At 62.1% G+C, this 21138-nt stretch carries 20 protein-coding genes, 5 tRNA genes and 1 pseudogene; 21 read left to right on the forward strand and 5 right to left on the reverse strand.

Going from position 1 to position 21138, the window contains the following annotated elements:
* The first annotated feature begins 51 nt into the window (after positions 1–51).
* From B9A95_RS09300 to B9A95_RS09330, 6 genes are all read left to right on the forward strand, one after another.
* A complete protein-coding gene (locus B9A95_RS09300; protein WP_084046716.1) occupies positions 52–543 on the forward strand; it encodes an SRPBCC family protein in 492 nt (163 codons plus the stop codon).
* The gene (locus B9A95_RS37005) at positions 444–884 is read left to right on the forward strand and encodes a MarR family winged helix-turn-helix transcriptional regulator (protein WP_084047133.1); all 441 of its coding nucleotides are present in this window, start codon (positions 444–446) and stop codon (positions 882–884) included. Before B9A95_RS09300 ends, B9A95_RS37005 begins: the two co-directional genes overlap by 100 nt.
* A gap of 537 nt (positions 885–1421) precedes the next feature.
* Entirely contained in the window at positions 1422–3425 is a 2004-nt protein-coding gene (locus tag B9A95_RS09310) for an HD domain-containing phosphohydrolase (RefSeq protein ID WP_084046718.1), read from the forward strand.
* Positions 3426–3857: 432 nt separating this feature from the next.
* The gene (locus B9A95_RS09320) at positions 3858–4463 is read left to right on the forward strand and encodes a DUF305 domain-containing protein (protein WP_084046719.1); all 606 of its coding nucleotides are present in this window, start codon (positions 3858–3860) and stop codon (positions 4461–4463) included.
* 64 nt (positions 4464–4527) lie between these two features.
* The gene (locus B9A95_RS09325; RefSeq protein ID WP_084046721.1) at positions 4528–5202 is read left to right on the forward strand and encodes a winged helix-turn-helix domain-containing protein; all 675 of its coding nucleotides are present in this window, start codon (positions 4528–4530) and stop codon (positions 5200–5202) included.
* Between the two features lie 5 nt (positions 5203–5207).
* Complete coding sequence (locus tag B9A95_RS09330) at positions 5208–6320, forward strand: sensor histidine kinase (protein WP_084046722.1); 1113 nt, start codon at positions 5208–5210, stop codon at positions 6318–6320.
* A 432-nt stretch (positions 6321–6752) separates the two neighbouring features.
* Here the strand turns inward: B9A95_RS09330 and B9A95_RS09335 are convergent, their stop codons facing one another.
* Together B9A95_RS09335 and B9A95_RS09340 are read right to left on the reverse strand one after the other, a co-directional pair.
* Positions 6753–7169, reverse strand: a complete 417-nt coding sequence (locus B9A95_RS09335; protein ID WP_084046724.1) for a hypothetical protein — start codon at positions 7167–7169, stop codon at positions 6753–6755.
* Positions 7170–7223: 54 nt separating this feature from the next.
* On the reverse strand, positions 7224–9734 hold the full coding sequence (locus tag B9A95_RS09340) for a heavy metal translocating P-type ATPase (RefSeq protein WP_084046726.1): 2511 nt from the start codon (positions 9732–9734) through the stop codon (positions 7224–7226).
* A gap of 171 nt (positions 9735–9905) precedes the next feature.
* Here B9A95_RS09340 and B9A95_RS09345 point away from each other — a divergent pair, with 171 nt between their 5' ends.
* The 4 genes from B9A95_RS09345 to B9A95_RS09360 all read left to right on the forward strand — a co-directional run bounded on the left by B9A95_RS09345 (position 9906) and on the right by B9A95_RS09360 (position 13113).
* Positions 9906–10115: a CopZ family metallochaperone gene (locus tag B9A95_RS09345; RefSeq protein WP_084046727.1), complete on the forward strand. Its 210-nt coding sequence runs from the start codon at positions 9906–9908 to the stop codon at positions 10113–10115.
* An 83-nt stretch (positions 10116–10198) separates the two neighbouring features.
* Positions 10199–10462: a metal-sensitive transcriptional regulator gene (locus B9A95_RS09350; protein ID WP_084047135.1), complete on the forward strand. Its 264-nt coding sequence runs from the start codon at positions 10199–10201 to the stop codon at positions 10460–10462.
* A 27-nt stretch (positions 10463–10489) separates the two neighbouring features.
* Positions 10490–10828: a glutaredoxin family protein gene (locus B9A95_RS35245; protein ID WP_084046728.1), complete on the forward strand. Its 339-nt coding sequence runs from the start codon at positions 10490–10492 to the stop codon at positions 10826–10828.
* 317 nt (positions 10829–11145) lie between these two features.
* Positions 11146–13113: an APC family permease gene (locus B9A95_RS09360; protein ID WP_084046730.1), complete on the forward strand. Its 1968-nt coding sequence runs from the start codon at positions 11146–11148 to the stop codon at positions 13111–13113.
* 620 nt (positions 13114–13733) lie between these two features.
* Here B9A95_RS09360 and B9A95_RS33490 read toward each other — a convergent pair.
* Positions 13734–13895 carry a hypothetical protein gene (locus B9A95_RS33490; protein ID WP_170928543.1) on the reverse strand — a complete coding sequence of 54 codons (162 nt, stop codon included), beginning with the start codon at positions 13893–13895 and terminating at the stop codon, positions 13734–13736.
* Between the two features lie 739 nt (positions 13896–14634).
* Entirely contained in the window at positions 14635–15690 is a 1056-nt protein-coding gene (locus B9A95_RS09365) for an amidohydrolase family protein (protein ID WP_084046731.1), read from the reverse strand.
* 161 nt (positions 15691–15851) lie between these two features.
* On the opposite strand from B9A95_RS09365, the pseudogene B9A95_RS37010 reads away from it, so the two are divergent.
* The 9 genes and pseudogenes from B9A95_RS37010 to B9A95_RS09405 all read left to right on the forward strand — a co-directional run.
* A pseudogene (locus B9A95_RS37010) lies at positions 15852–16031 on the forward strand (TetR/AcrR family transcriptional regulator); the annotation flags it as partial.
* A gap of 42 nt (positions 16032–16073) precedes the next feature.
* Positions 16074–16451, forward strand: coding sequence for a TetR/AcrR family transcriptional regulator (locus tag B9A95_RS35250; RefSeq protein ID WP_245808223.1), 378 nt, complete (start codon positions 16074–16076; stop codon positions 16449–16451).
* 464 nt (positions 16452–16915) lie between these two features.
* Positions 16916–17080, forward strand: coding sequence for a hypothetical protein (locus tag B9A95_RS33495; RefSeq protein WP_170928544.1), 165 nt, complete (start codon positions 16916–16918; stop codon positions 17078–17080).
* A 41-nt stretch (positions 17081–17121) separates the two neighbouring features.
* Positions 17122–17195 (forward strand) — tRNA-Cys (locus tag B9A95_RS09380).
* Positions 17196–17201: 6 nt separating this feature from the next.
* Positions 17202–17274: transfer RNA gene (locus B9A95_RS09385), tRNA-Glu, on the forward strand.
* A 7-nt stretch (positions 17275–17281) separates the two neighbouring features.
* A tRNA-Asp gene (locus B9A95_RS09390) sits at positions 17282–17353 on the forward strand.
* Between the two features lie 116 nt (positions 17354–17469).
* A tRNA-His gene (locus B9A95_RS09395) sits at positions 17470–17543 on the forward strand.
* Positions 17544–17548: 5 nt separating this feature from the next.
* A tRNA-Pro gene (locus tag B9A95_RS09400) sits at positions 17549–17625 on the forward strand.
* 774 nt (positions 17626–18399) lie between these two features.
* Positions 18400–18747, forward strand: coding sequence for a VOC family protein (locus B9A95_RS09405; RefSeq protein WP_084046737.1), 348 nt, complete (start codon positions 18400–18402; stop codon positions 18745–18747).
* A 353-nt stretch (positions 18748–19100) separates the two neighbouring features.
* Here B9A95_RS09405 and B9A95_RS09410 read toward each other — a convergent pair whose 3' ends face one another.
* The gene (locus B9A95_RS09410) at positions 19101–19364 is read right to left on the reverse strand and encodes a cold-shock protein (protein WP_084046739.1); all 264 of its coding nucleotides are present in this window, start codon (positions 19362–19364) and stop codon (positions 19101–19103) included.
* A 281-nt stretch (positions 19365–19645) separates the two neighbouring features.
* Between B9A95_RS09410 and B9A95_RS09415 the strand changes: the two genes are divergently transcribed.
* Together B9A95_RS09415 and B9A95_RS31930 are read left to right on the forward strand one after the other, a co-directional pair.
* Positions 19646–20488 carry a hypothetical protein gene (locus B9A95_RS09415; RefSeq protein WP_084046740.1) on the forward strand — a complete coding sequence of 281 codons (843 nt, stop codon included), beginning with the start codon at positions 19646–19648 and terminating at the stop codon, positions 20486–20488.
* Positions 20489–20735: 247 nt separating this feature from the next.
* The gene (locus B9A95_RS31930; protein WP_139806626.1) at positions 20736–21098 is read left to right on the forward strand and encodes a hypothetical protein; all 363 of its coding nucleotides are present in this window, start codon (positions 20736–20738) and stop codon (positions 21096–21098) included.
* The last annotated feature ends 40 nt before the right edge of the window (positions 21099–21138 follow it).

Consider the following 21138-nt stretch of genomic DNA (forward strand, 5'->3'; position numbering starts at 1 on the left):
TAATCTAAGCAGAGACAAGAGGAAAAGACCATGTGGACCTAGGGGCACACCATGACCACCACCGCCAAACCAGAACACATCTATGCCCTCTGGGCAGATGTCCAAAACTGGCCCCGCTGGAATGCAGATGTCGTCCAAGCCAAACTCACCGGCCCGTTCGCCGTCGACAGTCACATCAACATGATGACGGCGAACGACACCCTCAGCCTTCGTCTGGACGACGTGCAGGAGAACACCAGCTTCACGGATGAAGTTGCTATGGAGGGCCTAGGCATCCGCACCGTGCATGCGCTCCGAGACCTGCCGAACGGGCAAACCGAAATCAGCTACCGTCTTCAGATTGAGGGGGCCAACGCCGACCAACTCGGCCCTGAGATCGGACCGGCCATTACAGGAGACTTCCCGGCGACGATTGCCGCGCTGGTCCGTCTCGCCGAGGCCGAATGGCACTCGCCCCTGGTGACAGTCCAGGGTTTTTCCTCTGGCACGCCACTCTACGTTGGCAGCGCGCCGTCACAGCCGCACTGGATCCGCTCGACCTGACCCACGTGCAGTTCGTACTTCTGGCATGTACCTGGTGGCTCAACACCCACGAGGGGCAGCCGAATGAGCTGCGCCTCGCACAACAGGCAGAGATCGACGTCAAAATGACCTCCCCGGTCCTTCGTACCCTGGAACTGAAAGGACTCATCGAGCGGACAACAGACCCACAAGACACCCGTGCCAAACGCTTGACGGTCTCCGAACAGGGTGAGGCGCTGGCTCCTCGCGCGATTGCAGTCGTTGAGGCAGTCGATCGGGCCTTCTTCCCAACGGAGCGCAAACGGGAGACACTCCAACTGTTGCGCTCCCTCTCTCAGGGCCCACAACACTCTTCGCCATAGCCCTGATGGCTGGGGCAACCTTGAATTCCGCTCCTGGTCCTTCCCACTCCAGGGCTCTTTGCCCTGACCACCGTGCCCCTTGACCACAACGGGTAAGAATGCGCTGCCCAGCGGTCTGGCGGCAACGTTCAAGACGAAGAGCGTCCCCGACAATGGCTGGCGGGAACGGGACTAACGGGCAAGCATACCCCGTGCGTCCCAACACCTTTGGGTGTGAGGAACAACCGCTAGAGATACTACGCGGCTTACAGCATTTGTCAAAAAGAAGTTCCCTTTTTGACCGAGCAGGGCGAGTGAAAGTGAACGATCATCGGGGAGAATGGAACCGTGAGGGGCGCCCTTCCACTCGCGGCGTAATTTAGATAAATACTTTAGGGGCTGCTGGGGAGTCACGATTGAAGAACTTTGATTACTCTGTGGCCTGGGGCGCAATTCGCTGCTGTGACAACCCCTTTGCGTGAATCAGCACGTCAAGACCAGAGGCAGACGTTAAGCTGACGGTGGCCGCCGGCGAGATGGGCCGCTGAGGAGGGCTTCGTGAACAGCGAAGAGTCAGTGACGTCTGCGGATTTGTCGACCATACAGCGCGCAATTACGCGGCACCTCACGGTGTATCCCGCTTCCCATGACGTCATACAGCAGGTTCTGGAGTGGGCAGGGCAAGCCCTGGGGGCACACTCCGCGAGCATCTGCACCTACAACCCCAGAACCCAAAGCCTGCACCGGGTGAACGCTATGGGATACAGCGAGGAGCGCCTCCACGAGTTCCGTGATGTTCCCGTAGAACCGGGCCTGCCCATTACGGACGCTGTCCTTGAGCAACGTACCATCTACCTGACAGTGCGCGACTGGGAGGAGCGGTATCCGCACCTCACGTTCATTCGTCTTCCGGAGATGCAGGCCATTGTCGCCCTTCCCCTCCTGCTCGAGGGGAAGGTCAACGGGACCCTGACGTTCAGCTGGGACAGCGGGCGTACCCTCGATGGGTTTGAGTGGGCTTTTGTGGAGGGGTTCGCGCTTCAGTGTGCGGGCGTGCTGTACCGTCTGCGCCGGGCGGCATGGGACCAGAAGGTGCTCCAGTACAGCGGCGGGATCGTGCTGGTGTTCGGAGAGGACGGGAAGGTCAACTTCCTGAGTTCCAGCGTAACGGCGCTACTCGGGTACACCGAGGAAGACCTGCATCACCTCCAACTGCTGGACGTGCTGCACCCCGATGACGCGCACATGGTGGGTGACGTTCTGACGAAACCTGGCGCTCCGTTGCGAACCCGGGTTCGCGTACGGCACAAGGCAGGGGGGTGGATCTGGCTGGACGTGATGGGGCAAAACCTGTTGGCGGATCCGGACGTGCAGGGTTTCGTGGTGAACGCGCGTGACGTCAGCAGCGGTGTACGGGCCATTGAGGCACTCAGGGCATCAGACCGTGCACACCGGCAAGCCGCTGACCGTTACCGGCACCTGCTGGACCTCGTGAACGCGTTTGATTTGACCGTGGACCCGGCCGCCCTCATCCTGACGGTGCTCGAGCGGGCCATGGCCGTCACGGGATTTCCACAGGCGTTCTACGTTGACATCGTGGACACGGTCTTCACCCTCCGGTGGGCACGGGGTTCCCACACCGATGAGGCGCTGGCCCTGTTGCCCCACAAGAACGACTTACGCGCCCTTGGCCGGTCTGGCCTGGCCACGCTGAGGGGTGAACTCTTTTTCGCGGCGGCTGATGAAGCGCTTTTTGACCCAGCAGAAGCGTTGCCGCGGCGCTTCTGGCGGTCATTTTGCTCGGTCCCCCTGATAACGGGTGGGCTTGTCCGGGGTGTGTTCGTTTTCGCGTCTGGAACGGAGGACCGGATCAGTCCTGACCTCCGGCAGCTGATGCGAAGTTTCGCTGACCACGTCAACGTGATGTTGGAGCGCCAGCAGCATGTGCAACAACTGGATACGGCGCGGGAGGAGACGTTTCAAGCACTTGGCCGGGCGCTCGAATACCGGGACCACGACACGCACGGTCACACCGCACGTGTTGTGGATCTGGCCGAGCGTCTGGGCCGAACGCTTGAGTTGAGTGGAGCACAACTCGACGCGTTGCGGTGGGGGGCGTACTTGCATGACGTGGGGAAGATGGGCATTTCAGACCGGGTGTTGCTCAAGCCGGGCATGCTCACCGAAGGCGAGTGGGGGGAGATGCGGACGCACCCAGAGGTGGGGTACACCATCCTCGCCCCTATTCCCACGCTTCCCGCCGAGACGCTGGGGGTCGTGCGGCACCACCATGAACGGTGGGACGGCGGGGGATATCCGGATGGACTGGCGGGGACGGGTATTCCGCTGCTCGCCAGAATTTTCGCGGTGGTGGACGTGTATGACGCGTTGACGAGTGAGCGGCCTTACAAGGCAGCGTGGACCCGTGAGGAGGCGAGGGCTGAGCTTGAACGGGTGGCTGGAGCGCACCTCGACCCGGAGATCGTGCCCGCCTTCCTGACGCTCCTCACCGGCGATGCCGCCCTGTCAGGCTTCAGGGGGGGCCTGGAGCCGACGGAGTGAACTGGGTGCGCCTGGGCTGCGAAGGACACGCCCTTCCCATGAGATGGAAAGCCAGCACCATAGGAGCGCTGCCCTATGGTGCGCGTATGCCTCACAATACGCTTTCCTGGCCAAAATGCCTCGCAGTCCATCAATCCCTCGTCTTCTGTTCCGCGTTGTACCGCTGAATGACTTCCGAGCTGACGTTGCCCGCTGTGCTGGCCCTGTAGTAGCGTGGCCACAGCGAGGGCACGGTTTGCAGCCCCTGGAATTCGGGCGGCTGGCCTATCCATCCCCCATGCCATAGGTTTTCCGCCCCGACTCTTTTTTGTAAAACTGCTGTAACGCTGTCCCGAGGAGCAGATAAAGAGGTAACTTTCTTTGTGCTGATGGGAGTTCTCGCCCTGCCACTGCCTTTACAGAAGCTGAACAGAGCCGCTGTAGGTTGGCCGCATGAAGACGAGTTCCTTCTTCCGAATCGGCCTCACGGCCCTGACCCTCACGGCCCTGACCCTCACGGGCGTGCCCGGTCGGGCCCAGATGGACCACGGCATGCACAGCATGACCTCCAGCACAGCCCCTGTTTCCCAGCAGATGCAGGACATGGGTGGTCTCGCCACACTCAGCGGGAAAGCCTTTGACCGCGCCTACCTCTCCATGATGGTCACCCACCATCAGAGGGCCGCCGATATGAGCAGGGCCGCGCAAGGCCGATTGAAGGACGTGCAGGTCAAGGCCTGGGCCGCCGCCATCATCCGGGACCAGACCCGCGAGATCAACACCATGAATCCGTGGTTGGGGACCCTGGGCGGTACGGATACGAGGATGCAGGGCATGATGGCAAGCGAAATGAAGGGCATGACGGCTTCGGTGAAAACGGCCAAGAACCCGGATCAGGTCTTCTTACAGGGCATGTTGCTCCATCACGCCTCCGCGCTCGATATGGCGAGCCTTGCCCTGCAAAAAAGCAGTGACGCCCGGGTACTAAAGCTCTCACGCGACATCATCAAGGCGCAAGCTGACGAGATGTACGCCTTCAAGCAGTGGCTCACCAAATAAAACTGGCCTTGCCAGGCCCGCGGCCCCATCAGATGGTCGGGCCACCCTTACGCTGGAGGCGACCATGGCGCGCATCTTAATTGTTGATGACGACCCTGCCATCCTGGAAATTCTGGGGGCCTACCTGCGTGCCGAAGGACACACCGTTCTGGAGGCGCAGGACGGTCTGATGGGACGCGCGCGACTTCTGGAGGCTGACCTGGCGATTCTGGATTGGATGCTGCCGGGCGTCAGTGGTCTGGAATTGGCCCGGCAGCAGCGGCGGGCGCAGCCAGACTTTCCCCTGCTGCTGCTTACTGCCCGGGGGGAGGAGGAGGACCGGTTGCAGGGCCTGGAGGTGGGGGCGGACGATTACGTCGCCAAGCCTTTCTCTCCCCGTGAAGTGGTGGCCCGTGTTCGGGCCCTGCTCCGCCGCGCCCGCATTCAGGACAGCGTGATCCTGGGAGGACTGGAACTGGCGGAACAGACCCGTACGGCCCGCCTGGATGGCCGGGACCTCAACCTGTCGAAGTTGGAGTTCGACCTGCTGCTGACCCTCGCGCGCCATCCGGGCTTTGTCTGGTCCCGGGACCGTCTCCTGGAACGGGTCTGGGGAGCCGACTTTCCAGGGGTAGAACGTGTGGTGGACGTTCATATGGCCGGGCTGAGAAAAAAGCTGGGCGAGCAGCCGGAGCAGCCGCGCTTCATTGAGACTGTGCGCGGCATGGGCTACCGCTTCCGGGACGAGGCGGTAGGGTAAGTCTGGTGAAGCTGTTTCCGCGCCTGTTTCTCGGGCACCTGCTGGTGATCCTCATCGCCCTGGCCGCCTTGTTCCTGATCGCTGAATTGACCGCCCCACGCTTTTACCGGCATCACGTCGAGCAGATGGTCACGCTCCTCGGTCCGGAGGGAAGTGCCCTGCGCCCGGACCTGGAACGCGGCATGCGCGGCACCCTCAACAATGCCCTCATCGCCGCCCTGCCCTTCGCGGTTCTGATGGCAGCGCTGACGGCCTTTCTGACTTCCCGCCGCATCGTGCGGTCCGTACAGCTCCTGTCTGCGGGGAGTCAGGCCCTTGCCGCTGGGCAGTACAGCCGGAGACTCCCCGAAACGGGAAGGGACGAATTGACGGAACTCGCCCACAACTTTAACGTCATGGCTGCTTCGCTGGGACGGGTGGAGCAGGACCGCATCACCTTAATCGGGAACGTTGGGCATGAACTCCGTACCCCTCTGGCAGCGTTGCGGGGGTACACCGAGGCCCTCACCGATGGTGTGATGCGGCCGGAGCAAGTGGCCCCAGCCGTCCAGCGGGAAGTTCACGTCATGGAACGCCTGGCCGCGGACCTGGGCCTCGTCTCCCGGGTGGAAGCGGGGCAAGTCACGCTGCATCCCCATACGTTCAGTTCACAACGGTTGTTCACTGCAGCTGTAGACCGCTTTGGTGAAGCCTACCAAGAGCGGGGAGTCACGCTGTCATGGACGGGAGCACCGCAACTTCTGGCCGTGCACGCCGATTTCGAGCGCGCGTTGCAGGTGCTGTCAAACCTGCTGACAAATGCCCTCCGGCACACTGCTGAAGGTGGGCGGGTCAGCATGGTGGCCCGGGGAGGAGCAGAGCAGGTGACGTTTGAGGTGCAGGACACGGGCAGCGGCATTCCTCCCGAGCATCTGGACCGCATTTTCGAGCGCTTCTACCGGGTGGATGCGGCGCGAACACGTGGGGATGGCAGTGGCGTTGGTCTCACCATCGCGCGGAGCCTTGTCGAGCAGATGGGTGGGCGAATAGACGTCACGTCCAGTTACGGGGGCAGCACATTCACGTTTACCCTCCCCGCTGTTCGCGAGAAAGTTACGGTGCAAAAAGAGGTCCCCTAACTGTACTTTGGGGAGATTCAGGAGAGCGTGCGTTTGCTGTGTGCCAATGATTCGGGTTCATCCGTTATTTCACAACCAATGAACCCGAGCGGAGCATGCAGGAAAAACGGTGACGGAGAGGCGTGGAATCACCGGGGCGGAGGGAAGGGGATGGAACGGATGATCCGGAAACCGCATGGCACAGCATTTCCGCACCCGTACAATGTTGAAACGACTTCGTGCTGTGACGGAGAGAAGGCGCGGCTGCCCTTCGATCGGGCGGAGGAATGGGCTCACGGCGCCAATCGTGAAACCCAGATCAAGGGGTTCAAAACAGCACCATTCGGCCCTGAGTGCTCAGGCCGACAAGGCTGTTGCACGACTAGGACGCGCGTGGCCTGTGAATCTTCCCCGAAGTGCAGCTAAGCTCGGGCCTTTTACTGCTGCGGTGGATCAGGCGCCCACGGCGGAAGCCAGGGCCAGCTTGAGGCGCACCAACAGTTCCTCGCCACGTTCGTAACCTGGCCGGACGAACACCATTCCCATGTTGCTCCAGTCCTGCACCGCTGCCACCTCCTGCCCTCCATCATTGAGCTTGAGGTGGGGATACGCGCCGTATTCCACAAAACAGTCGAACTCAGTGGCCACCTCCTCCAACGTGAGGGTGCTTTCCTCGTTCCACTGCACCAGGTAGGGCAACAAGAACGCGGGCTTGCCGCAGGAGCCACCCAGCCCCACCAGGGGCATTCCAGCGACAGTGGGCACTTCGTCTCGCAAGCGTGCACGTTCGAGAAAGGCCAGACGGTCACGGACGAGGGCGGGGGTGGTTTTGAGGGAAGCGACATAGGGGCCAACGTTCAACTTGGGCATGGATCTCCTTGGGGAAAAGGCGGGAAGTGACAGCTTCCCGCCGGATGAAGGTGGTCAGGCGTGTACGGGGGAGACTCCGCGGACGGGGAGCGCGTCAGGCTTTACAGGAGGCCGGAAGCCGCGCAGCCGCAGGGCGTTGGTCAGGACGAAGACGCTGGAAAATCCCATTGCAGCAGCGGCGAGAACAGGGCTGAGCAGCATGCCGAATGCCGGATACAGCGCGCCCGCCGCAACGGGAATCAGGACGATGTTGTAGGCAAAGGCCCAGAAGAGATTCAAGCGGATGTTGCGCAACGTCGCACGGCTGAGGGCAAAGGCGTTCGGCACACCGCGTAGATCTCCCGACATCAGGATCACGTCCGCTGTCTCGACGGCCACGTCGGTGCCAGTACCGATGGCGAGGCCCACATCGGATTGAGCAAGCGCTGGAGCGTCATTGAGCCCGTCACCAACGAAGGCGACTTTCCGCCCCCCGGACTGAAGTTCCTTGATGGCGTCGCTCTTGCCACTGGGCAGTACCTCGGCCAGCACGGTGTCAATGCCGAGTTGACGGGCGATGGCGTTGGCGGTGCGGGCATGGTCTCCAGTAATCATGGCGACCTGGAGGCCCATCCGGTGCAGGGCCTGCACCGCTTCCGGAGTTCCTGCCTTGATGGGATCGGCCACCGCAATCACAGCCGCAAGCTGACCATCCACAGCCGCGTACAGCGGACTCTTGCCCTCGTCGCCGAGCTGTCCGCTCTTGGATGCAAGGAGACCCACATTCAGCCCCAGCTTTGCCATGTACCGGTCTGCTCCCACCTGCACGAGGTGCCCCTCAACACGCGCTTCAAGGCCGTATCCAGGCACCGCCTCAAAGGTTTCGGGTTTCACGACCGCGATCCCTTCGCGTTTCGCGGCGTCCACGATGGCCCGCGCAATGGGATGTTCGCTCTGCTCCTCAGCAGCAGCCACAAGCTTCAGGACGGTGATGCGGTCAAAGCCGGACGCGGCGACGAGATCGGTCAGTTCCGGCCTGCCCTTCGTCAGGGTACCCGTCTTGTCCAGGGCCACCACCTGCACGTCCTGCAAGCCTTCCAGCGCGCCGCCGCCCTTGAACAGCACGCCGAGTTCGGCGGCCTTGCCCGTGCCCACCATGATGCTGGTGGGGGTCGCCAGTCCCATCGCGCAGGGGCAGGCGATAATCAGCACCGCCACCGTTGTGATGAGGGCGAAGGAGAGCGCTGTTTGCCCGCCGAGGATCAGCCACAGCAGGAAGGTCAGGGCCGCAATGCCCAGGACAACTGGAACGAAGATTGCCACCACCTTGTCGGCCAGACCTTGAATGGGCGGCTTACTGCCCTGTGCCGTTTCTACCAGCTTGATGATTTGAGCCAGTGCCGTATCCGCGCCAATCCTGGTCGCCCGGAAGGTCAGCGCTCCATTCCCGTTGATGGTGCCGCCGACCACGCCCGCTCCGGCCTGTTTGCTGACGGGGACGGGTTCACCGGTGATCATGCTTTCGTCCACGAAGCTCGCGCCCTGCACCACTTCGCCGTCCACAGGAATCTTCTCGCCGGGGCGAACGGAGATCAGGTCGCCCACCAACACCTCATCGGTAGGCAGTTCCAGTTCATGCCCACCACGTACCACCCGGGCCGTCTTGGCCTGCAGGGACAGCAGCTTCTTCATCGCCTCGCTGGAGCGGCCCTTGGCAACAGCTTCGAAATACTTGCCGAGCAGAATCAGCGTGATCACGACGCCCGACGCCTCGTAGTACACGTGCGCGGTGCCCTCAGGAAAGATACGGGGAACGAGCGTGGCGACCAGGCTGTAGAAGAAGGCCGCGGACGTGCCAATCATGACCAGCGCGTTCATGTCGGGTGACCTGCTCTTCAGGCTCTTCCACCCCAGGCGGTAAAAGCGTAGCCCCGGGCCAAACTGGATCGGCACCGCGAGGGCCAGCATGACCCAGTTCAAGGTGGTCATCACGCCGTGCCCGAAGGTGTTCATCAGCCAGTCCTCAACGCCGGGAACCAGCATGGGCACCATCGCCAGAAGGAGCAGGGGCACGGCGAACACGGCGCTGAACAGTACCTGACGGCGCAGGTGCGTCACCTCGCGCTCGCGCGCCTCGCGTTCCTGGTCCTCACGGCTGAGGCCCACCTGCTCTTCCAACACCTCGTATCCGGCTTCTCTGATGGCGGACTTGAGCTGACCGGGGCTAACGCTGGAGGGGAGGTACTGCACCGTGGCACGTTCGGTGGCGAGGTTGACGCTGGCGCCCACTACCCCGTCCACCTTTTGTAGAGCGCGTTCCACCCTTCCGACACAGCTCGCGCAGGTCATCCCCTGCACGCTCAGGTCTACTGTGCTGGCAACGGGCTCATAACCCACGTCTTGCACCTTGTTCAGCAGTGCCTGCGGTGTAGTGACGCTGGGATCAAAAGTTACGGTGGCGCGCTCGGTGGCGAGATTGACGCTGGCCTCCGAGACGCCTTCGACCTTCCTCAGTCCGCGCTCCACGCGGCCCACGCAACTCGCGCAGGTCATGCCCTGCACACCGAGTTCAATGGTCTTCAACATTGCCCTGTTCCCCCTATCCCCCCTAAGGGGGTCCGAATAGCGTCAGCATAGACCCATGTTAGGAGGATTGGCAAGTAGAAGAAGCAATAATCCTCTTTTGTTCGCGTTATCTCCCTATGTTTCTTGACATCCCTGGGGGGGGGATATAACGTAGGGTTAGGAGGAAGACCTATGCCCCAAATTGAACTCAACGTCACTGGGATGACCTGCGGTCACTGCCAGGCGGGCGTCACCAGGGCCCTCAGAAGTGTTCCTGGCGTGCAGGACGCCCAGGTGGACCTGAAGACCGGCAAAGCCGTCGTGCAGGGGGATGCCGAACCGCAACAGCTCATCGCCGCCGTAGCGGAAGAAGGCTACAGCGCTCAGGTGGCGAACCTCTGATGGCCAAAGAGACGACCATCCCCTTACCCGTTGAAATCCCCGAGGAGGGGACGCAGGGCCACGAACATGCGGGTCATCTCTGCATGCCGGAGGACAGCCGCAAGCGGGCCGCGCGTCGTCTCGCTATTGCCCGGGGCCATCTGGAGAGCATCCGGCGTTCGCTCGAAGACCCACATGTGTACTGCGTGGACGTGCTGCGGCAGATCAAGGCCGTTCAGGGCGCGTTGGACGGAGCGGCGGGCGTAGTCCTGCGCGGGCACCTCGAAGCGCACGTCGCGACCGCCGCGACCCGCGGCGACGAAAAAGAACTCGTGGACGAGTTGATGGACGTCTTCAAGTATCTCTGACACCGCACGCTCGGTGCAGAGGGGCGGATGTGGGTCTGCCCCTTTACACTCCCTACCTGCCCCGATTGCCACGCCCTGCGCCTGTGGTTCGCGCGGCGCGGCCTTTCCTTCGAGGAACGGGACCCGGCTGATCTGGAGATTGTGCAGGAAGCGAAAGCCTGGTATGGTGTGCGCGTCGTTCCCACCGCTCCCATGCCCACGGGATTCGTGGTATTGAAGCGGCGCTGGGTGATGGAGCTGGCCTCTGCCTGGCCCTCGAAGTCCAGACCCACGGTAGGGGACAACGGAAACAGTGGAGAACCTCGTGTACCAGGTGAAGATCCGCTTGATGGCCCGCCCCTGGACCAAACGTTCACCCCAATCTGATTCAGACGCACTAGCTCCACACTTCGAGGTTCCAAAAGGTTTTTACCTGCGCACGGTCAATGGGCAACGGTGGCAGCGCCGTTATCGGTGCGATCTGAACGTGGTCCTGCCGCCACCTATGACCTCTGTGTCCGCCCGCAGAACAGCGCTGACAACTTCACCGCGAATAGGGGTTGACCCCGAGAGCAAAAAATACGAAATGGACGGCGTTATGGGCTGTCCTGACCTCTCTCGTGACTGATTAGCACGAGGACGAGCAGCGTGCTCAGAGTCACCTTTGCTTTGCATGCTTCCTTTCGTCCCCCACTATGGGCGGTATGGCTGAACGTCCGACCGTCTCCCAAAAGCCTTCCTCCTTCCGCAGATGGCTGCTCCAGGGACAGCGGGAAAACCCCGAAGGGTTCTACGAACGCGAACCCCATGCCCAGCACCACACCCAGTCCTGGTGGAAAGTCATGTGCCTCACGGGCGTGGATTATTTCAGCACCCTCGGTTATCAACCGGGCATCGCGGCTCTGGCCGCCATCTCCGCTGGGACGCTCGCCCTCTCCCCCATTGCCACCCTCGTCCTCGTCCTCGTCACGCTGTTTGGCGCGTTACCTATGTACCGGCGGGTGGCTGGGGAAAGTCCACACGGTGACGGCTCCATCTCCATGCTGGAGCGCCTTCTTACCCGCTGGCAGAGCAAACTTCTTGTGCTCGCCCTGCTGGGGTTCGTCGCCACAGGCTTTTTCATTACCATCACCCTGTCGGCGGCAGATGCGGCCGCACATATCGTCGAAAACCCCCTCGTTGCCCATTACGTCGAGGGTTGGAACGTCCCCCTCACCCTGATTCTGATTCTGCTTCTGGGCGGTGTGTTCCTGATGGGTTTTGGCGAGGCCATCGGCATCGCGGTGGTCCTCGTGATCGCGTATCTGGGTCTGAACGCCGTGGTCATCGTAGACGCCTTTCGGTATGTGCTGGCTCACCCCAGCGTGTTCTCCCACTGGATGCAGGCCCTTTCAGGAAGCTATGCCAATCCACTCGCCCTGATTGGCGCAGCCCTGCTGGTATTTCCCCGCCTCGCGCTGGGGCTCTCGGGATTTGAGACGGGCGTCGTCGTCATGCCCCTCGTCAAGGGAGATTCCAAGGATACCGAGGAGAACCCAGCCGGCCGCATTCGGAACACCCGCACGCTGCTAACGAGTGCGGCGTTAATCATGAGCGTCATGCTGATCTGCTCGTCTTTTGCGACCACCTTGCTGATTCCGCCTGAGGCCTTTAAGGAGGGCGGCGAGGCGTCGGGACGTGCCCTGGCTTACCTGGCCCACGAGCGGCTGGGAGAGACGTTCGGCACGGTGTACGACGTGAGCACCATCCTCATCCTGTGGTTTGCAGGCGCTTCCGCGATGGCGGGGCTGCTCAACATCGTGCCCCGGTACCTGCCACGTTACGGCATGGCTCCAGAATGGGCACGTGCAAACCGTCCTCTGGTGCTGATCTATACGGCGGTCAGCGTCTTGCTCACCCTGATCTTTCGCGCCAACGTCAACGCCCAGGCCGCCGCCTATGCCACGGGCGTCCTGGTCTTGATCGGCAGCGCTTCGGTGGCGGTGACCCTTTCGGCGCTCCGGCGCAAGGCCCGGGGACAAGCATTTGGTTTTGGCCTGGTGAGCCTGGTCTTTGGCTACACCCTCGTTGTCACATTTATCGATGACTTGAGCGGCCTGCGACTCGGTGCGCTGTTCATCTTGGCTATCCTGGCGGTATCCATTATCTCGCGCATTAGCCGCGCGACTGAACTGCGGACCGAGCGGGTGGAACTCGACGATCTGGCCCGCCGCTTTCTGGAGGAGGCAGCGGCAGCGAAGGACCTGCGCTTCATTGCAAACGAACTCAATGCCGGTGATGCCGCCGAATACACCGAGAAGGAACGCGAGGTGCGCGCCGAAACGCACATCCCGAGCGGCGAGCCCGTCCTGTTCCTGGAAGTCACGGTGTCAGATCCAAGCGAGTTCAGCGATGTGCTGGAGGTTCAGGGGGTGGAGGTGGCCGGGTACCGCATTTTGCGGATTGAGTCGAGCGCGGTCCCCAATGCCATCGCGGCGTTTTTGCTGCATGTCCGCGACACCTACAAGCAGCGTCCAGACGTGTATTTCGAGTGGATCGAGGATAGTCCGGTGGCAGCGGCAGGACGCTTCCTGCTGTTTGGTGAGGGTGACATCGCCCCACTCACCCGGGAGGTGTTGCGCCGGGCTGAGCCCAACCGGCAGCTCCGCCCAATGGTGCATGTGGGGGGGTAGGCGAGTCTTCCTGCCCCACCGCGGTCATTATCCCTGTGCCTGCAGTGTGGATCCGCCCAAGTGACGAGCGGTGCGTGTTCCTTGGAACACGCACCGCTGGATTTGACCGCCTGCTCAGAGGGGTCGAGAACGAGCGCAGGCGCGCCTGCAAAAGCCCGGCAGATCCCGGCGCCTCCTTGATCAATCACTTCGCCCCCAGGTGCACACGCGTGCTCGAAGAGCGCCTTGGCACGGCCCCTGCAGCGGTCCAGACCGAGATCCGGGAGATTGATCGCCACCCTCAAGGCAGAGGCCGCTCAAAGCCCCAGGCCGTACGCCGTGATGCCCGGAGGCAGCAGCCACACACCTCAATCGGGCACTCCTTATCTGCCTGCGTGAGTCCCACCGAGATGGTGCGGTCCCGCAGCAGCCCGCTCTCGCTTTGACCCGGGCCTCCGGGTTGGTCTCCGTGGGCTCGCCCAGGACACCTGCGGCCTCAGCCACCATGTCGCGCACCAGCTCAAGACCCTGCGCGTAGTACCGGTCGATCACCCCGTAGGGATCTGCCAGCTCCTCCTCGGTGTAATCACCAATCCCGTACGTGAGATCCTCAAGGGCTTCGGACTCGTGAAGCGTCACAATCAGATGGTCCACTTCGCTGTCCGGCGCATTGCTGTGTACGAGACGAATGCCCCGGGCAAGGTCACGCCCGCCTGGGGCACCGCGTCCCAGGCGACGGGCAGAGACGTGAGGGCAGACCACAGGACTGCGCGGTGAGCGGAAGAGATTACGGCGTCAATCATCGCTGCGCAGCCTACGACCTACCGCACCGACGATGTTCTGCCACACGCGAGCCCTGCCGCTTCCGAGAACAGGCAGACGGAGGAAGCGGCAGATCGGAGCATGAGCGTTCTTTCCCAGGGACCGGAACAGTTACTCCGGCAACATGACGGGCCATTGTGAACGTCTACAAGCGCAGATTCGCGAATTGGAAGCCAGCCTCGCGAAGACCAGCCAGACCTCCCATCAACCCCCAGCAAAACCAAGCCTGGCAGAAGAGAACTTCAGAAGGGCGTTCGCCCTCCTGGTGGTCAGGGAGGGCACCAGGAACCACCTCGAAGATGAGCGCCTCACCCAATGAAGTCGTGGTGCTGCCTGTCACGGGAACGTGTCCCTGCGGGCAGCACTGGAACGAAGTCGAAAGTGCAAGGCGTAATGGCCTGGCAAGTGCTCGACCTGCCCGAAGTCTGGTTGCGCGTGACCGAGTACCCGGCCGAGGTGAAGGTTTGTCCACGCTGTCACCACAGACGACAGGCGGCGTTCCCAGGGAGCGTGCAGGCTCCAGTTCCTCCCCTTCAAGCGGGTGGGCGACGTGCTCAAAGCGATGTGTGGCCAGCGTCCCAGTGAGGGGACACCCGCGCTACACCTCAACCTCACCACAGAGTGATTGGCTGGATTTGAGGCGAGACTGAAAGAAACCCACGAAGGCGCTGCCACCAGGAGTGGATATGCCGAAATTCGAAGTGCCAATGAAGCGGACGTTCAGCGAGTACGCGGAAATGAGGCTGAACTTTTCGCTGTGACGTGACCGGTGAGGCGTTCCCAGTTTCCAGAACCGATAGCGGCCTTCTCGGCCTGAGTAAACGGTGCTTGCTCCAGGAAGGACCTTGCGACACCCCGACTCGTATCCAGATAGGGGAAACCACCTGGCCGAGTGCCGAATGTGTACGGATAGTCGGTCGAATACATCATTCGCTCCGTTCCCATGACTTCTGCTGCCCAGCGCATGTAGCGCTCACTCACGGTGCCGCTGCCGGTAACCCAGAAGTTCTGGCGGAAGTAATCAATCAGGGGACGTTCGAGCTTCGCGTTGTGCGCGAGGATACCCGTGTGGTCGAGGTAGAAGAGCACGACCTCTCCCCAGTGACCGGCGATCACCTGCAAGGTTGGGTGACGGTCAAAGACACCAGAAAAGATCATGCGCAGAAACTGTACCCCCAGGTCGTAATACCATCCGAGTCCAGCGGTGGCGAGGCCCATTCCCGTGCCGCCCAGACCAGAATAGTATGCGTCGAGGACAGCCGGCACCGGCGTCTGTGGGTGAAAGTGCAGGGGGACGCGGAGCCGCTCTGCCGCGGCATATACGGGATCAAATTCAGGAGCGTCTGCCAGAACCGTACCGGTGCGGCCATAGAGCATCGCGCCGCGTAAGCCGAGTTGCGTGACTGCGCGCTCGAGTTCCTCCGCAGCGGCGTCAGGGTCAGCGGTCGGCAGGGCAGCGAGCGCCTGAAAGCGTTGCGGATTGCCTCTGACAATCTCCGCCAGGACGTTGTTTGCCTCACGGGCAACTGTGACAGCGTCGGCAGCCGGAAGGTTTTGGACGCCGGGGGAGTTGAGGGCCAGAACAGCGACGTCGATTCCCTGATTGTCCATGGCAGCCAGGCGTTGGTCAGTGAAGTCGCGCAGTCGGAGGGCGAAAGGATCGTCGCCGAAACCGCTGTGTCCAAGCTGTGGGACACCCGCGCGTGCCCACGCTTCCAGGACGACAGGTAAGGCGATGTGTTCCTCAAGGCCGATGATTCGCAGTTTCTCTGACACGGTGCGCTCCTCAGATGAAGCTTTCGAAGGGGTATGAAGCAGTGACCGGCAATGCACGGAGCAGTGCGGATGGGGCGAGGTGGACGCCGACGTCCTTCACGCTTGGGTCCAGCATAAACTCTACAACTGTTGAATTCAACAGCCGTTGATATACTTTGGGGATGAAGCGTCCAGGAGGCCGCCGGCCCGGAAACAGCGAAACCCGCCAGGCCATTCTCTCTACCGCCCGCGAAAGCTTTGCGCGATACGGTTACGCGGGAACAACCATTCGCGCTGTCGCCACTGCAGCAGAAGTTGATCCTGCATTGGTCATGCATTTCTTCAAAACGAAAGATGAGCTCTTTGCTGCCTGTCTCTCATTCCCCCCTGACGTCCTGGCACGGATGCCCGCCGCTTTTGAGGGTGACCCGGCCAGGATTGGAGAGCGTCTTACCCGCACCTATTTCTCCCTCTGGGAAGAACCGGAAACGGGTATGGCGCTGCGGGCCATGCTGAGCTCAGCAGTTTCGCACGAATCCGCAGCCCAGCTCCTCCGGGGATTTCTGGGAGCGGCCCTGCTGGCCCCCACAGCGAAGTACCTTCCAGCAGACGCACCTCATCTTCGCGTCGCTCTGGCCACCGCCCAGCTCACAGGGGTCGCTCTGGCACGGTACATCGTGCAGGTTGAAGCGATGGTCGAAGTCGAATTCGACGCACTGATTCACGCTGTTGCGCCGTCGGTACAGCGCTACCTGACAGGCAGTTACCCGCCCGTGTCCTGAGGCGGTCAACCGACTGTATTTGGAGAACCATACCGCCCGTGGGGGGAGATCGCGGTGATAAGACGCCCAGGCACCTGTTGAAGACCCAGAGCGTCCAGCGGCCAGGTTCCTGGGGCGCTGCCCAGGTGGAGGCCAGCAAAAGACACCGACGAATGACGCGCTCCCGGTGGTGGCGCGCGCACGTGGGCCCGGTCATGCTTCTTCCTGATGGCTTCACTCCACGCGCCGTGGGACAGAGCTGGGCAGAGCCGGGGCCCGAGAGGTCGTGGGCGGTCAGCCGGCCCGCCCGCGACGCGTGGAATGCCAGGACGGCAAAGATGGACCCACGTCACCAGCCTACCGACCATGTACGTAAATTGGCCATCCAGCGCCTGTGCCGGAAAGCGTCCTGACCACGTGGCCTAGAGATCTGCCCCGCCACCTGGCGCATGGCGGGCTTCTGCCGCGCCCGTAGACTGCCGAGCATGAACACGCTCCTCTACTTCCACCCCCACCTCGCGCCGCATCTTGCTGGCCGCCTGGAGGATCTGGAGCGGCCGCGCGTATGCCCCTCGGAACACGGTGGCCAGCCAGCGGCGCGAGATCTCCGAGAATCTCTCGTCTGTCCAGAACACCGCCTCAGGGTCTGAGCGCGCCCCTCAGACTCTGGTTGCCCTGCTTCTCCGTCCCCGGCGACGTAGGGAAGCGGCTTAACCCCCACCTCTGCAAAAGGGGGTTTCAGCAGTTCAAATCTGCTCGTCGCCTTTCTCTGGCCTCATGGTGGAGTGGTAAACACATCTGACTTTCACCCAGAAGAGCGCCGGTTCGAACCCGGCTGAGGTCATCTTCGTGGTCCTGTAGCGCAGGGGGAGCGCACCCGGTTGTCAGCCGGAAGGTCGCGGGTTCAAATCCCGTTAGGACCGCTCCATTCTCGAAACGTGGCGCACCTCGTAGACGCCCACGATGAAGGACCGTGTTGTTGAGGGCCCTCGCTCCCTCCGTTTCGACCAAAGGCAAAGACTCATCTTTTCCCTGTATGGTGGTCATCGTCCAACGGCAAGACGCCTGAGTGTGGACCAGGAAACGCCAGTTCAAGTCTGGCTGATCACCCCAATAATCGGGAAGTAGCGCAGGCCGGTAGCGCACCTGGTTTGGGACCAGGGGGTCGCAGGTTCGAATCCTGTCTTCCCGACCATAAAGGAGAACGCGCCCTGAATTGGGCGTGTTTCTTTGCTGTCTTGAGTCAAACAAGTCCAGTCAATCGGCGGCTTGTGATCCTGGGGTATGGGTACGCAAGCAGGTGGGGAATCGTCCGGAATCGTGACTTTTCCGGTGTCGCGGAGCAGTGTTCCCTAGCGCAGCGCGTCAAGTTCCGCCCCTTAGGTCTCGTCATTGACGACGAGAATGGAGACTCCTGGGTGCAGGGATAAGGGCGCAAGGTCCCTTTCCGGGCGCGCAGGACGATGCGGCGCTCGTATCCAGTTGTTGGAGGGATCTCCCTCAGCTGTGTTGAGCGAGTTGTGCAGCCAAAACGCTCGAATTCAGCGGTATGGAGTTTGCGGGACGTCATGAGGGTGTCCCCAGATGGACGACGCTTATCTCCATGTGTGCCAAATCGGGCCACCCATACGGCCTTGATTGAGGGGTGGCGTCACCCGCCTCGCGCGTCATGGCTGCGCGCCTGGCGCTTGGCCTGATAAAGCGCTGGATCGGTTCGAGACAACAGGTCGAGCGTAGTGGATCACTCGCCACGGACGTAGGTGTTCAGACACCTGAAGGATGAGAGAACGCAAACCTGTCCTGGCCTAAGTCCCCCTGGGCATCCTCGAGATTGGGAAACCGCTCACCTAAGGCAAGTGACCCACCAGGTCTTCACTGATTAGCATCCCGCTCACGACACACTCGACTTCGTCACAGGCAACGAAGCTCCTGACATAGGGCTGTCACGAGAAGGGCAAAGACTGGGGATATGAAAACCATCCTGGCCTTCGTCACGCTGCACACGCCCGATTACGCTGCCGCCCGCGCCTACTTCACCGAGGTGCTGGGCTTCGAGGTCACCGAGGAGCGCCCCGGTGCCAACGCCTTTGTGCAGGCCAGTGGGGCCGGGCTGGCCCTCCGCACAGATGGGGGCCTCACCCCACCCGTGGGGACCGGCGTCAGCGTCTATTTCATCGTGCCGAATCTCGAGCAGTACCACGCCCAGCTCGTGGACCGGGGGGCCGACGTCGTGGAGCCCCCGCACGACATGCCTTTCGGCCGCACGTTCACGGTTCGCACCCCCAGTGGGCACCGGCTCGGGTTCTATGAGGCCTGAACGGCGCTCAGGATGCTTTACGCCAGCTTGACGCTCATTCGCCGACCCTTCCAGGCGACTCAGTCACGCTGCCTCAGGGGCGCCCAGAACTCCTGAAGCACCACGGCCGGCCCGTCGTACCGCAGATACAGGTCGCCCGCTTCCTTCGCCGCCCGCCCCTCGTTCACCTCGGCCGGGCTCACCACCGGGTGCGGCCACTGCCAAAAGCATGGGTCGACCTGAAGCTCTTTGGGCGCGGCGTCCAGCAGGGCTGATGAGGCCGTGTGAGCTGAGGCGCGACCGTAGAAGATGGTGTAAGCGGGTAAAAGGAAAAAAGAGAGCCGTTTCAGGCTCTCTTTCCCATTCTGTCTGGCTTACCAGCGGTCGTCGCGGCGCTGAGGACGATCGCCGTAGGCGGGAGCCGGAGCGGCCTTCGTCACGACGATGTTCTTGGCCTGAGGGCCCTTGCCGCGTTGGCCTTCTTCCACCTCAAACTCGACTTCGTCGCCCTCGTTCAGCTTCTTGAAGCCGCTTCCCGAGATCGCGCTAAAGTGCGCGAACACGTCCGGGCTCCCCGGAGTCTCAATAAATCCAAAGCCTTTTTCTGCGTTAAACCATTTCACTCGACCTGCGGGCATACGTTACTCCTCGTCTTCCAGGCACGAGACCGTCCCTGGTGGATCTCCTGGTACCTACCGTGTTCAGCTTGGGCCTGGAGAATTCCTGCTGTATGGTAGTGATCCCTTTGCTTCCTGACCAGCCCTCGAGCTTTATGGATGTTAGTGACTTCTGGGCTGTTCGATGCTGAGCCGTGAACGTCAGGATGAGCTGTTTGTGCGTCTGCGAGGAGGCGTAGGCCTCGATTTCATCTCTTCTTTCATCTATAATTACGCCATTAGCAGAAAAAGGGGTAATAAAAATGGCAAAGACAAACACCCGCAGCATCGGCATCGACCGCTTCCAGGCCCTCCTCGCCACCGCCGCCATCACCGCAGACGTCCAGACCATCACCGCTCAGCCCGACACCAACGACGTGGACGCCCAACTCACGCACCTGCTGCGTCAGGCACAGGACCGCTGGGGTTTCGGACTGCACCACCTGCAGCACACGGCGCGCTGGACTGGGCAGACGATTGAACTGCTCGCGGACGGCCGTGTCGCCGCTGATTTGAATGCTGACCCGGCCCGCATCGCTTCTGCCTACGCGAGTATGAGCGCCCCTGACGAGAACGGCCTCAGCTCCTGGCCTGTTCTCGGTGAAGGCCACCGAACCGCAATCAAAAGCCCGGCTCAACTGCGTGTGCTGATCGAGGACGCCCGGGAGTTCGAGACGCTCTGGACCCCTGAGAAAAACAGCCTCACCTACCGCGTCTGGCGCACCCAGACCATTGAAGGTGAGCAACTCACCGTCGAGTACGCCCGTCCCACCAGCGCCGCGGAACTCCTCGCTGACGCGGCCTGGGACGTCATCACCCGGATCAAGGACCGCAGCCTGCAGCGCGACCTGATGAAGCGCAGCGAGGACGGGGGCATCCTTCAGGCGTTCCTGAGTGCTCGGCACAAGAATGCCGCCACGAACCTCGCGACCCTGGCTGAAGCGCACTTCACGGTACAGGGCAACGTCGGCCGCCTCACGGGCAGTGCTGCGCGTGACTTTGATGCGTTCCGTGCCCTGCAGCGCGCCACGGCTGAGGAACTCCTCGCGCTGCACGAAGGTGCAGTGAAGAAGGTGGCGTCCACCTTGCACGGCGAACTGAAGTAAGGCCGTGGGGCGACCCAGCACGCAAGTCGCAGGGGGTGAGGGCAACGCTGTCGTGAACCCCCTGATGCGGGAAGCGCAGTGGGGGGAAGTCGCCTTACTGGCATTTGCTGATCGGCACCGTCACCGGCAGCGCGAACCGCGGATCGTCTGCTTGGCTCGCCATGGGAACGGGGGAATCACGGTGCAATACGGGCTGCCCCGGCATCCGGCTCGCACGGTGCTCCGCGCTGCTGCGACGGAGGAGCGTATGCAGCTCAATTCCGCGCTGAAGGCGACCTTCCAGGCCTTTTCGGACTCGCTTCGAGAGGTTGATCCTCCGCACTTTACCTTGGTGCCCAACACCCTCGTGGACCAGACAGGGGCGACGGTGCGCTTCGTATATCAGGGTGTCGTGCTGTTCCTGCGGGTCATGCCGGACCGGGTCACGGCCGAGCTGACTCAGACGAGCCTCAAGGTCTACGGGAAGGACCGCTGCGAGGCAGCTCAAAAAGCCCTCGCATGTATTCAGCAAAGCGCTTCAGGGCAGTGGTATATAAATGCCGTGCGTGCTGCCCAGGGCTTGATCGCTGCTCCAGCACGCCCCCAGTACGCTGCCGCGCAGGGAATGTAGGCCGAGGAGCTCACAGGAAGATGGAGAGCGGCGTGCCCGA

The organism is Deinococcus hopiensis KR-140 (genome assembly GCF_900176165.1).
Lineage (GTDB): Bacteria > Deinococcota > Deinococci > Deinococcales > Deinococcaceae > Deinococcus > Deinococcus hopiensis.

Excerpts from the sequence above, each read along its gene's own strand:
- B9A95_RS09325 (WP_084046721.1), top strand. The coding sequence starts at position 4,528 with ATGGCGCGCATCTTAATTGTTGATGACGACCCTGCCATCCTGGAAATT.
- B9A95_RS33495 (WP_170928544.1), top strand. The coding sequence starts at position 16,916 with ATGAACACGCTCCTCTACTTCCACCCCCACCTCGCGCCGCATCTTGCT.
- B9A95_RS09335 (WP_084046724.1), bottom strand. The coding sequence starts at position 7,169 with ATGCCCAAGTTGAACGTTGGCCCCTATGTCGCTTCCCTCAAAACCACC.
- B9A95_RS31930 (WP_139806626.1), top strand. The coding sequence starts at position 20,736 with ATGCAGCTCAATTCCGCGCTGAAGGCGACCTTCCAGGCCTTTTCGGAC.
- B9A95_RS09360 (WP_084046730.1), top strand. The coding sequence starts at position 11,146 with ATGGCTGAACGTCCGACCGTCTCCCAAAAGCCTTCCTCCTTCCGCAGA.
- B9A95_RS35250 (WP_245808223.1), top strand. The coding sequence starts at position 16,074 with ATGCCCGCCGCTTTTGAGGGTGACCCGGCCAGGATTGGAGAGCGTCTT.
- B9A95_RS09410 (WP_084046739.1), bottom strand. The coding sequence starts at position 19,364 with ATGCCCGCAGGTCGAGTGAAATGGTTTAACGCAGAAAAAGGCTTTGGA.
- B9A95_RS09345 (WP_084046727.1), top strand. The coding sequence starts at position 9,906 with ATGCCCCAAATTGAACTCAACGTCACTGGGATGACCTGCGGTCACTGC.
- B9A95_RS09350 (WP_084047135.1), top strand. The coding sequence starts at position 10,199 with ATGCCGGAGGACAGCCGCAAGCGGGCCGCGCGTCGTCTCGCTATTGCC.
- B9A95_RS09405 (WP_084046737.1), top strand. The coding sequence starts at position 18,400 with ATGAAAACCATCCTGGCCTTCGTCACGCTGCACACGCCCGATTACGCT.
- B9A95_RS33490 (WP_170928543.1), bottom strand. The coding sequence starts at position 13,895 with ATGATTGACGCCGTAATCTCTTCCGCTCACCGCGCAGTCCTGTGGTCT.
- B9A95_RS37005 (WP_084047133.1), top strand. The coding sequence starts at position 444 with ATGGCACTCGCCCCTGGTGACAGTCCAGGGTTTTTCCTCTGGCACGCC.
- B9A95_RS09320 (WP_084046719.1), top strand. The coding sequence starts at position 3,858 with ATGAAGACGAGTTCCTTCTTCCGAATCGGCCTCACGGCCCTGACCCTC.
- B9A95_RS35245 (WP_084046728.1), top strand. The coding sequence starts at position 10,490 with ATGTGGGTCTGCCCCTTTACACTCCCTACCTGCCCCGATTGCCACGCC.
- B9A95_RS09300 (WP_084046716.1), top strand. The coding sequence starts at position 52 with ATGACCACCACCGCCAAACCAGAACACATCTATGCCCTCTGGGCAGAT.
- B9A95_RS09340 (WP_084046726.1), bottom strand. The coding sequence starts at position 9,734 with ATGTTGAAGACCATTGAACTCGGTGTGCAGGGCATGACCTGCGCGAGT.
- B9A95_RS09415 (WP_084046740.1), top strand. The coding sequence starts at position 19,646 with ATGGCAAAGACAAACACCCGCAGCATCGGCATCGACCGCTTCCAGGCC.